Annotated in this window: 6 protein-coding genes; 3 read left to right on the forward strand and 3 right to left on the reverse strand. The window is 33.0% G+C overall.

Features of this window, described 5'->3' with window-relative positions:
* Positions 1 to 44: 44 nt before the first annotated feature.
* Entirely contained in the window at positions 45 to 857 is an 813-nt protein-coding gene (pyrF, locus tag MARIT_RS11925) for an orotidine-5'-phosphate decarboxylase (protein WP_024740391.1), read from the forward strand.
* A gap of 281 nt (positions 858 to 1,138) precedes the next feature.
* Here the strand turns inward: pyrF and MARIT_RS11930 are convergent, their stop codons facing one another.
* Entirely contained in the window at positions 1,139 to 2,545 is a 1,407-nt protein-coding gene (locus tag MARIT_RS11930; RefSeq protein WP_100211625.1) for a RagB/SusD family nutrient uptake outer membrane protein, read from the reverse strand.
* A 22-nt stretch (positions 2,546 to 2,567) separates the two neighbouring features.
* Positions 2,568 to 5,549, reverse strand: a complete 2,982-nt coding sequence (locus MARIT_RS11935) for a SusC/RagA family TonB-linked outer membrane protein (protein WP_100211626.1) — start codon at positions 5,547 to 5,549, stop codon at positions 2,568 to 2,570.
* Between the two features lie 314 nt (positions 5,550 to 5,863).
* On the opposite strand from MARIT_RS11935, the gene MARIT_RS11940 reads away from it, so the two are divergent.
* Together MARIT_RS11940 and MARIT_RS11945 are read left to right on the forward strand one after the other, a co-directional pair.
* The gene (locus MARIT_RS11940; RefSeq protein ID WP_231975144.1) at positions 5,864 to 6,634 is read left to right on the forward strand and encodes a LytR/AlgR family response regulator transcription factor; all 771 of its coding nucleotides are present in this window, start codon (positions 5,864 to 5,866) and stop codon (positions 6,632 to 6,634) included.
* A 23-nt stretch (positions 6,635 to 6,657) separates the two neighbouring features.
* A complete protein-coding gene (locus MARIT_RS11945) occupies positions 6,658 to 7,737 on the forward strand; it encodes a sensor histidine kinase (protein WP_157926275.1) in 1,080 nt (359 codons plus the stop codon).
* A gap of 782 nt (positions 7,738 to 8,519) precedes the next feature.
* Here the strand turns inward: MARIT_RS11945 and MARIT_RS11955 are convergent.
* Positions 8,520 to 17,414 carry a LamG-like jellyroll fold domain-containing protein gene (locus MARIT_RS11955; protein ID WP_100211629.1) on the reverse strand — a complete coding sequence of 2,965 codons (8,895 nt, stop codon included), beginning with the start codon at positions 17,412 to 17,414 and terminating at the stop codon, positions 8,520 to 8,522.
* Between the last annotated feature and the right edge of the window lie 9 nt (positions 17,415 to 17,423).

Here is a 17,423-nt window from a genome sequence, read left to right on the forward strand (position 1 = left end):
AACTCGCAAAAATATGTACCTTTGCTTAACTTTTATTACAACTAATGACAACACAACAACTTGTAGATCAAATCCGTAAAAAAAAATCATTTTTATGCATTGGTTTGGATGTCGATCTTACTAAAATTCCAGCACATTTATTACAAGAAGAAGATCCCATTTTTGCATTTAACAAAGCTATTATTGATGCTACGCATCACCTATGCGTTGCTTATAAACCCAACACTGCCTTTTATGAAGCATATGGTTTAAAAGGATGGAAAGCACTAGAAAAAACGATACAATACCTAAATGAAAAGCATCCTGAAATTTTTACTATTGCTGATGCTAAACGAGGAGATATTGGCAACACTTCGAGTATGTATGCCAAAGCATTTTTTGAAGATTTAGCTTTTGATTCTATTACAGTTGCTCCTTATATGGGTAAAGATTCCGTTGAACCTTTTTTGGCTTTTAAAGATAAGCATACTATTTTACTTGCTTTAACTTCTAATCAAGGCGCCTTCGATTTTCAAACATTAAATGTACATCACCAAGAACTATATAAGGAGGTTTTAGAAGTTTCCAAAACTTGGGAAAATGCAACTAACTTAATGTACGTTGTTGGGGCTACCAAGGCAACTTTTTTAGCTGATATCAGAAAAATTATTCCGACGTCATTTTTATTAGTTCCTGGTGTTGGTGCCCAAGGTGGAAATCTTACAGAAGTTTGCAAATACGGAATGACGGAGGATGTTGGCTTACTTATCAACTCATCACGCGGCATCATTTATGCCTCACAACAAAATGATTTTGCGCAAGATGCAGCCCAAAAAGCAAAAGCGCTCCAACAACAAATGGAACTCCTTTTGACATAAAATTAAAAAGCCAAGGTTAATGACTCCTTGGCTTTTTTATCGATTAATTCAACATAGAGTTAATTTCACTTTGAACTGAACTTATAAAGTAATTCAAATAATTATAATTCTGAAGACAAATGTTTAATGTAACTCTATGACTAAGATACTCTTTACTTTACCTCATAAAATCTTTTTGATTTGAGTTACTTCTTTTTTGATTTGAAAAACCATTGTATTTTTTACATAAATATTACACAATAAGTTAAAAAAATAAATTAAAAGAAGTATTCCCCTACCCCTTAATAACCAGGGTTTTGAGTATTATTAGGATTTAAATCCAATTCATCTGATGGAATAGGCAAAATTGTTTTATTAGCTCCAAATGCTGATGCTGCTATATTTGCTTGTCCAGCCCTTCTTAAAGACCTTTTATTCCTTAACAAATCCATTCTCCTTTGCCCCTCAAAACATAATTCTTTTCGTTTCTCGTTCAAAATAACATCTAAATTAACTGAAACTAAAACAGGCAATCCTGCACGCGATCTCAAAGCATTGATATCATTCAATGGAGAATCTCCTATATTCGTCAACCCTCTTAAATTTGCTTCTGCTCGAATTGTGTACATTTCTGTTACTCTAAGAATAGGTGCATTATCTGAATTATTTACTCCGTCAGGAAATTTAGTGGTAAATGTAGAGGTTTTGCCAACCGCATCAGTTCCTTCAACATGTAATGTTGTGAATCTTAAATCACCAGGTTCTAATGCATATTCGTCTAATAAATTTTGTGAAAAAGGAGCATCTCCTCTACCAACGGGTGCTGGGTTTGCTAATCCTGAAAAGCCCTGCCCACCAGTTTGCCCATCTACCGCATTATTTATAATTTGAAAAATATGCTCAGAAGAATCATTTTGATTGAAAAATAGATAATTTGGAGCTAATTCGTAGCGAGACGACTGAATCACTTGATTTGCATAATCTGCCGCTTTTGAAAACTCATCTCTATACAAATATAGCCTTGCTAATAAAGCCTTTGCAGCTCCTTTACTAGCTCTTCCTCTACTTGTTACCTCTAGCAATCCTGGAATTGCTTCTAATAAATCTTTTTCAATAGCTGCATGTACTTCATTTACGGTACTCCTTGGCAATTGAAACAAGCTCAAATCTCCTTCAAAAAAATCTACAATTAACGGAATTCCTAAATTACTTCCGTTAGATACTTGAAAAGGCTGCGCAAATAAATTTACCAAATTGAAATTTGTAATGGCTCTAATAAACTTTGCTTCAGCTATTATTCTTTCTCTTTCTGCTTCAGATAGATCTGGTATATCTGTAGTAGGTAATTTATTAATCAAGAAGTTTGCAGGAGAAATTACGTCATATAAATTTCTCCAATATCCTGAAACGGATCCGTTATCTGCTATCGTCGTATAATCTCTAATTTCTTGAAAAGTTGGAAAAGACCCTTTAAAGTCTATATTATCACTCATCCACTCTTGTGTTAACTGAGTAGTTCCATTAAAAGCAGCATCATTTCTCATCCTTCCATACGCACCTACTAAGACCCCTTCTGCTAAAGCTGCGTTAGACAACACCACTCCTCCCGTTAAACTTCCTTCTGGGGCAATGTCTAAACTACTTTCACATGATGATACGAATATTGACAATATTCCTAATAGTATATAAATTATTTTATTTTTTTTCATCTGTATCGTTGTTTTGAATTAATTAAAATGTGATTTTAGCTCCAACCAAGTATGATTTCGCCTGAGGTGCTACAAAAAAGCTTTCTCCTAATGTTAAAGGGTTCGTACTATCTGTAACCTCTGGGTCTCTATCTCCTAAATCACTGCTTTTAATAGTTAATAAATTTGTTCCTGTAACATAAATTCTTAACCCTTCAATAAAACTTGTCTTTTCTAAAATACTTTTAGGAAGAGTATACCCTAAAGTCACATTTTTTAATCTCAAAAACGAACCATCTTTTAACTGATTTGTAGAACGAGTTCTAAACAATCCAGCGGTTGCTCCGTCTAACTTTGGAAAATAAGCTTCATCTCCTGGTTGCTGCCAATAATCTAGTAATCGGGTACTTAAACCAAAACCAATAGGTGCATCCGTAAATCTAATTCCTCCAATATAAACATCATTTCCATATGAAAAATTAGAAAAAATATTTAAATCAAAATTCTTATACTTAAATGTATTTGTAATTCCTCCATAAAAATCAGGCTGTGCATTTCCTACTATTTTCCTGTCATCTGGAGTTGGTGAGTTTGTAATATTTCCATCGGCATCTAACCACTCTGCTTCACCTGTTTGCGAATTAACTCCTACATACCTTATCAAATAAAAGCTATTTGCTGACTCTCCAACTACTGCTCTCTGAACAGCTGATCCTGGTATAAATTGCCTTCCTTCCGAATCTACACTTGCTCCTGGGAGCGATAAAACTTCACTTTCAACAGTAGATAAATTTATTTTGGTAGTCCATTCAAAATCTTCTGTTCTAAAATTTACAGTAGTTAAATCAAATTCGAAACCTCTATTTTCTATCTCCCCTGCATTTCTAGCTACAGAGAAAAAACCTGTTGTTAAAGGAAGAGGTACATTTATTAATAAGTTATCTGTTCTTTTTTCATAATAATTCATATTAAACGAAATTCTATTATTAAAAAAAGCTGATTTAAATCCTACATCTAACGTTGCTGTTTCTTCCCATTTTAAGTTAGGATTTTCGGCAGTACTTGGAGATAAACCCGATAATCCGTTATAATTTTCTCCTTCAAATAACCCTAAAGCTGGGAAATTACCTCCTATTCGGTCGTTCCCTGTAATACCGTAACTAGCTCGTACACTCAAATAATCAAAAAAGCCATCCTCTAAAAAAGATTCTCTAGAAAGCACCCAGCCTCCTGCTACAGCCCAGAAATCACCAAACTTATTATTGCCTCCAAACTTAGTTGATCCATCTCGTCTATACGATCCTTCTATTAGATATTTTCCTAGGTAGTCATAATTTAATCTAGAAAATAATTGCCCGTATAACCTATTTTGCGTTCTGCTACTAGTTGTTAAAGGAAAAGTAGAGGCACTATCTACATTTAATAAATCATCTGATAAAAAACCTGTTCCTTGCACTCTAGTCACATTCGTTTTTGTTTCCTCATAAGAGGTTCCTAACAAAAGTCCTAATGTATGGCTTCCAAACGATTTATTATAATTCAACGTAGCTGTTAATAAATTTCTATTTATAAAAACCACTCTATTATCTGCTGAACCTCCTGGTGTGTTTATTTCAACACTTCTCTGTGTCTCTTCTATTTGAGTACGATCAACACCATAATCAATTTTTGCTTTTAAGCCTTCAACAATTAAAGCCTCTAAGAATGCATTTCCTATGATTTTTGTAGTGTTCACTTCATGCTTATCTAAAGCCTCAATTGCCAATACATTACCTATAAACCCTGTATTTACAAAATTCCCATCTTCATCAAATGGAAGTACATTTGGAGTTTGTAAAAAACCTACTGTTATTGGTGAAAAGGTACTATTTTCTGTACTAACTCTGTTATTTTTAGATGCCGATACTGATAAATTCATCCCTGCTTTTAACCAATCATTTGCCTGTGTATTAACATTAATTCTAGCCCCTGTTTTTTCTAAATCATTTCCTATAATAAACCCTTCTGAATTAGAGTGATTCAGTCCAAAATAATAAGTAGATTTTTCTGAACCTCCTGAAACTCCTAAGTTTTCACTCGATGAGATTCCTTTACGAATAACATTCTTTAACCAATCAAAACCTTCTCCATCTAACCCTAAATCAGTAGCCGTTAACGAAGTTCCATTTATTAAATTAGATCTAGCCACATTAAAATCAGCATACTCATTAATATTCATCATTTCTTCTAAAAAAGTAGCTTCATTCACTGATGTGCTAAGGTCTAATGTTACTCTAGTTGCTTGCCCTAACTTCCCTTTTTTAGTAGTAATCAAGATAACTCCATTAGAACCTCGCGTACCATATAAAGAAGTTGCTGCTGCATCTTTTAACACAGTAAATGTGGCAATATCTTCTGTATTTACATAAGATAATGGATTCAACCCCGTATTTCCACCGTTACTTACCGTTTGATTTTGATCATCAATAGGCACTCCATCAATTACAATTAATGGATTTGCTCCACCTGTTAAAGAGCTAACTCCTCGAACACGTATCACTGAGGCAGCTCCTAAAACTCCCGAAGACCCTACAACTTGAACTCCTGAAGATTGACCTTGCAATAAATCTTGAGGTGCCGTTGCTTGAATATCTTCAATTGCCTCTTCTTTTATTACAGATATATTTTGTACGATTTTCCTTTCAGATTGTTCTCCATATCCAACAACCACAATCTCTTCCAGAATATTTGAATCTTCTTCCATCACTACATTGACTGTTGTAGCTTTTCCTACTACCTTTTCTACTGTTTTCATACCCACAAAACTAAAAACAAGAACCCCTCCTTCTTTTGCTTTTATGGAATACTTCCCATCAAAATCTGTTTCTCCTCCTGAAGCTGTTCCCTTCACTAAAACACTAACCCCTGGTAATCCTCCTGATTCATCTGTTACAGTTCCTGTTATTATCTTTTCTTGTGCAACAACATTCAAAAAAGTTGCTAAAAACAATAACAGAATTACAGTGCTTCTATAACCTTGTTTCATAAATTATATAAATTTTTGTTAATTAAATGTTTTTAAATGTATTGGCTTTAAAACCTATAGCAGCTCGGTAAGAAGTCAAGCGTATTAAATTTGATGTAAGTAGCTTCTATTTAAAAGTGTATGGCTTTTGCGGTAAGAAAAAGTGGTTTATATTACTTTTTCCGAAAGAATAAATGATTTTAAACGACTTATAAAAGAGTTTAAAAGACTTATTTTTGATGTAAGTACCCCATAATGGCTTATAAACACCTCTCAACAACTAAGTGTTAATAAACCTAAAACCTTATTTTGTTTACTTAAAACATCTTATTTTAATGAAAATATCTACCATTATCATCGATGATGAAAATTTAGCGAGGCATCGGTTAGCTAATTTAATTGAAGACATTGAGGAACTTGATTTAATTGCTACTGCTAGTAATGGAAAAGACGCCATTGATCAAATAAATAGTTTAAAGCCTCAACTTTTATTCTTAGACATTCAACTAAAGGATATGACTGGCTTTGATATTTTAAACAAGATCAATAAGTATGATGATTTTTCTGTGATTTTTGTAACGGCTTATGATGAATATGCTCTGAAAGCATTCGATTTTTTTGCATTTGACTACCTGCTAAAGCCTTTTAAAGATGATCGGTTTTATAGCTCTGTTAAAAAAGTAATTTCTAAATATCATGTAGATAATTCTTTGAATAATAAAATGAACAGTCTATTAGAATATGTAAGAGAATATACGCCTCCTATGCATCGAAAAGAAATAAAAAAACTCCCTATTAAATTAGGAAACAAAGTTTCTTTTATAAAAACAGATGCTATAAAATACATCGTTGCTTCTGGTTATTATGCTGAAATTTATACCGACGAAAAGAAGTATCTTTTAAGAGAATCTTTAACGAATTTAAGTGATAAATTAGATCCTACAAAGTTTTCAAGAATCCACAGATCTACCATTATTAATATTGATCATATTCATGAACTAATTCATTCTAATTATGGTGAAATAGATATCAGAACATCCGATAATAAGCTTTTCAGAATTAGCAAAAGTTATAAGAAAGATTTTCAAAATTTTATTGGATTATGATGCTCAGCTCTTTTAAAAAGAAAGTGAACCTTAGCTTAATAGCAGCTTTATCTACGTTTTATACTATTGCCTTCCTTATTCGAATATTAAAAATAAGTTATTTAAAAATATCAGGTCTTGAGTTTATAGACTACACTTGGAAAGAGCTTCTTATTGATTATTTATACATTGATTATATAACCATCATTATTTTTACACTGATTGTTATTTATAGTTCAAAGCAGATGATTGAGAAACATCTCTCTTGGACAAAAATAATTACAACCCACCTAACAATAGCCATTCTAATAGGGCTCATTGTATATTACCTTTCTACTTTAGTATTTGTAATTTTAGGACAATGCCCTATATCTCACTTAAATCCTGCTATTTACTTAAATAAAATTGTTAATAATATTGTATTTATTTTCTTAATTAATTTCGGAATGATGCTCATCGTTTACATTTATTTCCATTCTAAAAAAATTAAAAAAATAGAATTTGAAAGAAACACTTTGAAAAACCAATTAACGCTTTCTAAGTTGAACCTTTTAAAGTCTAATCTCCAACCTCATTTTCTTTTTAATACCCTCAATAGCATTGCAACACTTATTTATATTGATAAGAAGTTAGCTCAAAATACTATTGTTGATTTAAGTGACTTGTTAAGAATATTGCTTAATATTCAAGATGAAAATTTAATTTCTTTAGAAGAAGAGCTTTTTATGCTATCAAAATACAACAACATTATGAAAGTTCGATTCTCTGATCATTTTTCTTTTGAAAAAGACATTGAAAAGAATTTAATGAGCGCGAAAGTTCCTAGTTTTTTACTACAACCTATCATAGAAAATTCTATTAAATACGGGTACTCTCAAAATCATATTGATTTGTGTATTAAGTTGACTGTAAAAAAAGTAAACCAGCAAATTATGATTACTATTTGTAATAATGGAGCCCCTCTAATGAAAGAGTTTTCTGAAATAGTACAAGGAATTGGTATTAGCACAACAGTCGAAAGACTTGAAACTTTATTCAACAATAATTTTAGCTTCCATATGGAAAACAAAAAAAATGAAGTTGGTGTTATTACTACTATAAAAATTCCTCATATCATTTCTTAAACATAAAACTTATTTATTTCTAGCTGAAAAACAACATATATTACTTCTTTTCCTGCTATTAAAACTGCAATACCTCTCTAGAAGAAAGCACATACTCTTTCCTTATTAAAAATTATAATTAACTGATTTTCAAAATAGGAATGCGTAATTTTTTCTACTCACTCCAAAAAGTTTGTATAATTTCTTTATGTATTTTTCTGTACAAGATTTTTTACCCCCTCTAAAAAGTTTGTACAATTTATTTACGCATTTTTCTGTACAAGATTTTTCACTCCCTCTAAAAAGTTTGTACAATTTCTCTACGCATTTTTCTGTACAAGATTTTTTACCCCCTCTAAAAAGTTTGTACAATTTCTCTACGTATTTTTCTGTACAAGATTTTTTACTCCCTCTAAAAAGTTTGTACAGTTTCTCTATAGAAATCAATGAGTTACATCTTTAAAACTAAAATAATAGCACTTTTTTTCATGAAGCAATTGGACTTTTATAGAAGTATTAGGATTCAGTAATGAACTTTTTGGGTTTATGAATGAAGCTCTTCTTCATTTTTTTGAAGGAAAAACCCAACTAAAAATGAAGAACTACATAGGATATCACTCCGTTACTTTTTTTTAATTTACCTCTGATTAAAAAAATAAAACAATAACGGCTATACGTAATTTCTTTACCTAAAATGAGCAGTTACCATTTGAAATTATTGTAAAAAAACTAGCAGTGAGAAAATTCCCACTGCTAGTACTTGTAAAACTGATTTTAAATTTAAAATACGATATTTTTAAAACTTATTCAACAATTAGCCTTTCACTCATCGTTTCAGACGCTGTTGTCAGTTTATAAATATATACTCCAGATTTCAATGATACTTCTGAATCACTTAAATTAAAGTCTATATGATGTAGTTTATTTCCTTTAACTTTCTTTGCAATAAAAGTATGTACTTTTTGTCCTAAAGCATTATATAAACTAATATCTACAAACTCATCTTTAGCCACTTGGTAAGTAATACGTGTATGGTTTTTCACTGGGTTTGGAATATTTTGCCCTAAACGATACCCTTTACTAACTTTTGTATTTGGCTCTTCAGACTTGGCTGTAAAATTCAATACATATGGACTTTCTAAATCTCCAATTTGCTTCCCTCTTTCAAAACTTAAAGAATTATCTAAGCTTAAGATTTGCTCTCCATCAAATAATTTAAAGGCAACATCTCCTTCTGCAAATCCTCCTATTCCCATAAAGTAATGATATACATCATCCACTAAAGTAGGCTTGGCAACTCCTCTAATTTCTCCGTTTACAAAAGCTGCTATTACATATTCTTTAGTCACATCAAGATCAAGAGATTCTAAAGTAGCTACCGCATACATAAAGCTAGGGAATTGATTTCTATTCACTTTCCAGTTGATTGCTTTAGCTTTACTTAGATACGCTTCTGAAGTATTTTCTGCTACTACTGAACGTGCAAAAGAACGAGGTGTTTTAGTCGCTATTCCACTATAATTCAGAATTCCTTCTTTATGAGCTTTATACTTATACCCTAAACCTGGTGTTAAGTGCGTTAAACTACCAATCCAACCTTCTCCTTCTTTATATTCAGCATGTAAACCTCTTCTCTCGATTCTATCTCCATCACTAACTGTAGTTGAATTCAATGATCTTAAGGCAATAGGAATTGTTTGTAAATCGCTAGGGAAATAAGGAATTGAAGTAAACTCCATGTCTCCTGCTACAGCAATATTAGTGTCAAGCGATACATGAACTCCTTCTATAGTCACAAATTTTGATCCTTTTGAATATAATAAGTACCCTTTACGAACATCTAATTCACTTGCTTCACCTTCTTCTAAATTAAAAGTTCCATCACTATTAACAGTCGCAATTAATTTCAAGCTAACTGCATCATGTATTTTATCTCCTCCTTGGAAACCTTTTATGCTACTCAAAGGTAATGTCATATCAGTATTATTTCCTTTTAAATTAAAGCTTACTTCTTGGAAACCTTCTACTAATGAAATTCTACGAGATACGCGCTCTCCTACTGTTAACGTAACAGGGGCACTAGCTTTTCCTATAGTTTTAAACTCAAATGAATACACTTCTTTAATTCCTTTGTACTCTGTACATTCAGAAGCATCCCATACTCTAAAACTTAAAGTTCCTTCTTCTCTTATATTTCCAAAAATACTAAGATTAACCAATCCGCTAGCATCCACATGCGCTTCTCCTCTATATTCATCATTCAAATATGCTACCACAATATCTCCTGAATCTATAGATGGAGTATTATCTATAATAAGGCTTCCAACAATACTCATATTACTTATAAACTTATTTGAATTAAAGTCTTCAGCAAAATCAGGTACCGCACAAGTTACAATTACCTCCAAATGGAAAGCCTCCACTCCTATTGGTTTATCTTTACCATCAACCGTTTGGAATACTTCTATATATACGTCAGCAGCATGTTTTCCTGGATTTAAATATGGTGCTACAACAAATTCTAAATCTCTTTCAACAAAGCTTGCCGCTAAGTTTTGGAAACTATTTGCCTTAATTGCTGTTCCATCTTTCTCAACAGTTAACCAAGAAGGTAGTTGTTTGAATCTATATTTAACAGGGCTTCCTCCTTTTGAATTATCCAAATCAATTGATGAAACTGTAGTGCTTGTTCCTTGCTCTTGACGAACAGTTAAATTATTTTTAGTCCAAGCAATTGTATTTCTGTTGACAATAAAAGACCATGATTTTCCTTTTAATTGGTTTCCAAAAGGATCTTCCAAACGTCTATTACGAATCATTGCTGTTAACTGAGCTCCTTCTACGAAAGAGGCATCAAACACAGGAATGATGTGTACTTGCGTATCATTATTAGATACTTCTAGCTGGTATTGTAAATCTTTAGCTACTTTGGTAACATCTAACGGCGCTGCTTTAGAAATACCTCTTACAAAACTCAATCCTTTTTGAGTAGTTGCCAAAGCATTTCCAGTATAATCACGAATTGCCTCATCTGGCGCTCCGTTAGCTCCTTTTAATGCATTATCATCAAATACAAAGTACGCTACTAAACCTACCTCATTTCCAACTAATTGCTCATCCATGTATTGTACAATATCTGATGGCGATCTATCATTAGTCCAAATACGCATTTCATCTAATTTTCCAACAAATGAAGTTCCTCCATTGTTTTTAGCTATTTCAATAGCATCTTCATTTGTAACTAAAGCAGCTATAGCTCCTCCACCTACAGAAACACCATTATAATATACCGTTGCTGTGTTTACTCCATCATATACAACTGTTACATGCGTCCAGTTAAAAGGTTGCAAGGCTTTAGCACTTTCTACTGTATTGTTCACCTTAATTTTACCTTCTGGAGTTAAAGCAATACTGAAGTTATCTCCTTTTTTAACAATCTGTGCATTAGCACTTCCTGCTGGCAAAGAACTTGGATTCACCCACATTTCAATAGTAAATGGTTTTCCTGCTTCTAAATTAAACTCTGGTCTATGAGGTACGATCACCTCGTCATCAACATTATCAAACTCAGCAGCAACTAAATCTTGAGGAAGTCCTCCTAAAATTCCTCTTAAAGAGAAACTACTATTCACTACTGTTAACGGATTAATAGCCCTATTGAATTCAACATTAATGTTTCCTTCTTTTAACACTCCCCCATTTATTGGATTCGTCTTAATAACTATTGGAGCTACTCTTGCGATGGTTCCTTTTACAAAAGCTGTTGGATTTTTTCTACTACCAGCTGCTTCGTTTGCACATACAGGTGCTATTCTAAAGTTATATGCTCCATCAGATAAACTTGAAACATCTGCTTGGTAAGAAATAATTCCTGTTGCGCTGTCCATATTCTCTTTTAATTCTTTTAAAGACAACTTCTTAAGCTCAAAAGTTTTATTATTTCCTGGCAAAGCATACTCTAAAGCTACTGAAAAATCTTCCGCTACTTGATCATTCACTACTTCTGGAATTCTAAACTTCACGTCTAACTTATTTCCACTAGTATTATTTACCACCCAGTTTTCTTCTGGCGCACTTGTTGTTATTTCACCAATACAAGCTCCTTTAAAGTGTGCTGTTACTGATATTTCTTGGAAAGGAACCACGCCTACTTCTGCATACTCGTCTTGACGATAGCTACGGAATCCATCTCCTGCTTGCTCACATTCTGAATAAATTCTAATTTTAATATTCTCGTATGAAATTTCCTTTGGAGCATCTAGCCCTCTAGTAATCTTCAACTGCGCTTTTATTTCCTTTTGAACTCCTGTTTCAGAATCTCCATCTAATCCAAAAGAAATAGGTGAAGAGGTTCCTGGTTCAAATATAGGCGACTCATTTAAGAATACTTGTGCTCCGTTACCATTTGAAGCTCCTGCCATACCTACTATATAAGTTTTACGAGTACGGTCTTTAGCTACCTGTGTATTACGTAATGTTAAGTTATACAAAATAGACCCGTCTCCTGAACCATATTTTTCAGCGCTATCTATTACAATTTCTACCCCTTCTCTTGGTACCGTACCTGATTCAAACGGACAGCTACTTTGCCCTGCTACTGTATAAAATATAGGAGTATCATACATTTTATCTCTTGCCATACGAACACTAAACTGATCTCCTGCATCTCCATCTGATAATGTAAAGCTATCCTCTCTTGAATTTCCTCTTCCTGTGCTATAGCTATTTTCAATAGTTCCTGAAATATTAATTTTAGTATTCAAATTAAAATCTACTCCAAACGCATTGATCTTAGTCTTTACAACTCCGCCACCTCCGCCAGAACTACTTGTTGAATTACTAGAGTTCTTTTCGTTAGCTCTTGAAAGCGTATAGGTTGTAGAAGTTCCACCACTAAATGACAATTGGGTATCTATTTTCTCAATTGTACTTCCTAAATCTTCTCCTACTGATTTTAGATCAGAAGTTGTTTCCGCAAATGATCTTGTATGATCATTCATATACTTCAATTGTTCTTCTCTAGACTTTCTCTTAACAATCTCTTTCCATCTCTTGATTTGATATACATAATTAACAATCTGTTTATCTGTATCTTTTGAAGATATGTCAATATTAAATCCTTCAATAGTTTTTGCATTTTCTAACGAATTTCTTTTCGCTATTTCCTCTTTTGGAGTTGAAAACACTTGGTCATATCTACTGATTAATAAATCTTGTAATTTTACAATGATATTATCTTCAATATCTTGTCTTGTATATACAAAAGGAGTGAATTTATCTGCCGTCATTACCGCCTTGTCATAATCTATCATCGGTTGGCAATTTTCATCTATTAATAAAGTTTTTCCTGTTCCAAAAGTAAGTACTCTTGAAGTTCCTATAAATACATCTGCATCTTGCCCTACAATAGTTGCACCAGAAGACGTACTAATTGATTGGCTTAAAGAAACACTTCGTCCTCCTCCTTTTGAATGCCTATGACCAGTATTAATATTAAAATCTCCTCCACCTAAAGCTTTACTTTTAGTTATAGTTCCTATAATTCCTTGAGCAGCTCCTACTCCTAGTGGGGCAGCAACAGCTAAAGTAACCGTTTGTACTTCTACATCAGCTCCTGCAGTAATAGAAGTATCTAAACTATAATTACCGCCACCTCCTACAGAGCTGCTATATGAATATGTAGCCCCTCTACTTAAGGTAGATGAACTTGCATCTCCTGGTGGATCATACAATACAAACCCTACTGTTGGATCCGTTAATGTAAAGTTTTCATTACCTCTCTGTGCTCCTGTAATATAAGAAGATTTTTTTACGGTGATATTACGACCTTTATGTGCTACTACAATGTTTAAGTCACGTAAATAATCTCCTATAAAGTTAGGACTTCCTGTAAAGGTTAAGAACCCTTGCTTTCCCGAGGCATCTGTTTTTCCTTTTGTAGGTGCTAAAATCATCTTTCCGTTCAAGCCTACTTCTGCTCCTTCTACATAACATTTATTTCCACCATATTCTTCGAAAACGGATACTACTGCTAAGATGCTTTTTCCTGACTCTAATTTATAAATAGTACTATTATCTCCACAAGTTGGATCAATTTTTTTACTCTCCAATACCGCCTTTTCTTTAATGTTTTCAAGCTCTTCTTTACTAACATCATACAATGTCAATGCTGCTTGTAACTCATTTCTGTATGGGAAATCATAGCTCTTATTTCCTCCTCTTAAGTCAATAATAGATGATTGTACTACATCTGTGGTTCCTTCTCTCGTTAGCTCCACTCTATATTGACCTGGTAATAAGTCATGAATTGTAAATAAGTTATTTTCATCATTAAAATCACTTGTTGTAATTGTTTTCTCGTAACGAGGAAATGCAATGTCTGTTCTTGTAATAGTACCTGTCCAATTACCTACGCTATTATTACATGGAATTACAATGTTTCCTACAAAAGATCTTCTTGTTATATTTTCAAAATTGATATTTGAAGTAGGCTCTGTAAGATTAAATAAGTACTCCTTATTATTTTTTGGGTTGACTAACTTATTACTATCTCCTTCTTTAAAGGCTACATAATCATATTCAAATTTTCTTAAGTATTTAGAACTTGACGTTTCATTAAAATAAGCTCCACCTTCTAACAATAAATAGTTATTCTTAGTTCCTGATGCCACTGCTAAGTTAATAGCTCTTGTTCCTATTTTATGCTCAAAAGTATATGATAGCTTCAAGTATTGTTCATCTTTTGCTACGACGTTACCCGCTTTAAGTTTATTTAATTCAGGTGCGTTGTAATGAGCATTTCTAAACTCTAATATATCCATATTTGCCAAAGAGAACTCTTTCATTTCTGTTTCACTAACATAACTTGCTCCTACATATACCTTACTATCAATAGCTTCTCCTGTATAAGCTTTCGTCTGGTAGTCTCCATTTACCCAAAGACCTATTACACTATTTTTAACATCTTTTGTTATTCCAAAGAAAGTATATTGAGATTTTCCTTCTATTACTTTAGAAATTAATTCTGTGTTACCTGATAATAATACCAATTGATTATTATTTCTTAACTCTAACTTAAGCGCTCCCCAATGTAATACTGTTTGTAACTCAGGAATTTTTGCTACCGCCGTATTTCCTCCTGGGTTTGGCAATTCTACATCTGGTTTTATAAAACCTGACCACGTAAATCCTTCGTTAGCCGCTACTGCAATACTCTCTGACGACACTGCATATCCTTTGTTTTTAAAATCTAAACTAGAACGATCAATAGCTACGCTATTTCCTTCTAACCTAGGTTGCCCTACTGAAACACTATGTCTTTTAGGCGCTCCTGTAATTCTATAAACCCCTTGTTTATCTGTTCTTACTAAAGAACCTTCCTCCACGCTAGCTACTTCTTTTCCGTTTAATCTTATTCCTGTACTTTGTATTGTTGGATATTCTATAGACTCTCCTCCTCCATTTGCTACTAAATACACCACCTTACCAGAAATATCGTACTGAGAAATATTGGTAAAGCTTGTTGCACTTGGCTGCTCTGATGATAATGTTCTTTCTATATTATTAATTCGAGATACTGGAGAAAATTCATTATTAGGTTTTGAAGGTATTATTTCATATTCTAAATAATTATTAGCTGAAGTAACACTTTGCTTTCCTGTATTAATGCTATTAAAACTATAAAGCCCGTTATCACCAGTATATACTCCATAAACAATAGGTTTGTTTACAAAAGCATCTCCCTTTGCAATTCTTTGAAATGGCTGCGTTGTAGTTGTTAATGGAGTCATTGAAACTCCTTTAAATTTCCCTAAAGTGAGTGCAGCTTGGTTATAAATACTAGTAGCATCTTCCATGTCAAAACGATAATAAGCAGCTAAACCAGGTAAATTATTTGCTCCTAATATTAAATTCCAATATTTATATATTTGCGTAGCATTTTTCTTTCCTCCCCAAATACGAATTTCATCCAAATCATAAGTATGCGTTACCTGAGCATTGAATGAAAACCTAGAAGCTCTATTTAACCCTGTAATAAATTTTTTATTTGTTGTTTTATTGGCTACAATAGGACTCTCTTTATCAGTCGGTTGACTCACTCCTCCATCAATATATACCGCTCCTCCCGTTGCATCAAAAGTAAATGCATAATGATGCCAATATCCATCATTTGGCTTAGCTGTTGTTAAATAAGTAATGGCTTTAGGATTATTTTCCGTTTCTCTTGAACGAATCTCCATTTGGGCAGCTCCCATACGAATTTCTCCTTCTCCTAATTTAAACACTGTATTTACCCCAGTATTATTAGTTACATCATTACGATACCAGAATTCGATAGTTCCTTCTCCTTCTCCTATTTCAAATAAAGATACATCATGAATATCTACTGGAGTACTCCCTTTTGAAAAGCGCAATGCTTTTCCCGGCAATACTGTTTCTTTTAATGTTTTAGCCTCTATCAATACATCTTGCGTAGCAACTCTATTTGCTGTTTCTACACTTCCTCTTACTTCTCCATTTGCAAAAACAAATCCATTGTCTTCTCCTGGCTTACTTCCTTCAATTCCTTCAGCAGTTACTTTATATTTGTACAACTCATTTGGTAAAATTTCATCATCATCAAAAGTCAAGTACGACGAAACAGCATCACTTGAAGTTGGTACATAAGTATCAACAGTAGCAAACCTACTACTTGGATCTCCTATATTTCTTCTTTGAATAATATAATTAGTAGCCCCAGAAATATGCGGCCAACGCAATTGAATAATTTGTTTACCTGAGCTTTTTCTTCCTTCTCCATCCGTTGCATATAAATAAACATCTTTTAAACTATATATTGGATGGTCTGCTTCTGTAGTTAACTTTGCTAAAGTTACTTCTTCTTCTCCTTTTGAAATTTTACTTATTACTCTTGAACTTGCAGGCACTTCTACTCCTGTTAAAGAAGCTACTAGATTATCCCATAATGTTTGCTGTATTGGTAAATTTGACACATATTGCTCAACAAAATCATTTTTTGCATATGCTATTACCAATCCATTACTATTTAAGCTCTTTAAATCATCTGCATTAGAATAGGTCAAAGATTTTTCGCTATCAATCTGTTGCAAAGTACGTACTCGGTTCCAAGCTCTATATTCTGCTATACTCAACTGCTCATCTCCTGTTACCATCATATACATTTTCTCTGGAGAAAATCCTGTACTAGGAAGTGTTAAGTTTGCTTTTTGGGTACCATCAACAACTAAACGAAGACTTGAAGCTTCTGTATTGATTGTTACGGCAATATGATGCCATTTATTTTCCCAAAATTCCTCATTATCTCTTCCTAACGATATCGTTTGAGAAGTGGCTCCCATTTTAGCTTCTAATTGAACTCCTGAACCTATTAATGAAAATTCCTGATTTCCTGATAATAAGTTTGAAAACTTCCATGCTCCCATCTTCGATACTCCTGGAACAATGTTTTCCATATGGCCTTTCATGACCCAAAACTCGATAGTAGCTTGCCCTTTTACTCCTGTTTCTAGTAATTGACTTGTTACTTTATTTTGAGTATCAAAATGCGTGGTATATCCATTATGCCCTTGTAAAATCAATACAGGGGGTCTTTCTATTGACTGACCTACGATGCTTAATGATAGTACAAGCAAGCACCACATTAAGTATATTTTATTGGTATGTATTTTTGAATTCATTTATTTCTT

The organism is Tenacibaculum maritimum NCIMB 2154, from assembly GCF_900119795.1.
Lineage (GTDB): Bacteria > Bacteroidota > Bacteroidia > Flavobacteriales > Flavobacteriaceae > Polaribacter > Polaribacter maritimus.

Coding starts and splice junctions, on each gene's coding strand:
- pyrF (WP_024740391.1), top strand. CDS start 45: ATGACAACACAACAACTTGTAGATCAAATCCGTAAAAAAAAATCATTT.
- MARIT_RS11930 (WP_100211625.1), bottom strand. CDS start 2,545: ATGAAAAAAAATAAAATAATTTATATACTATTAGGAATATTGTCAATA.
- MARIT_RS11935 (WP_100211626.1), bottom strand. CDS start 5,549: ATGAAACAAGGTTATAGAAGCACTGTAATTCTGTTATTGTTTTTAGCA.
- MARIT_RS11940 (WP_231975144.1), top strand. CDS start 5,864: ATGAAAATATCTACCATTATCATCGATGATGAAAATTTAGCGAGGCAT.
- MARIT_RS11955 (WP_100211629.1), bottom strand. CDS start 17,414: ATGAATTCAAAAATACATACCAATAAAATATACTTAATGTGGTGCTTG.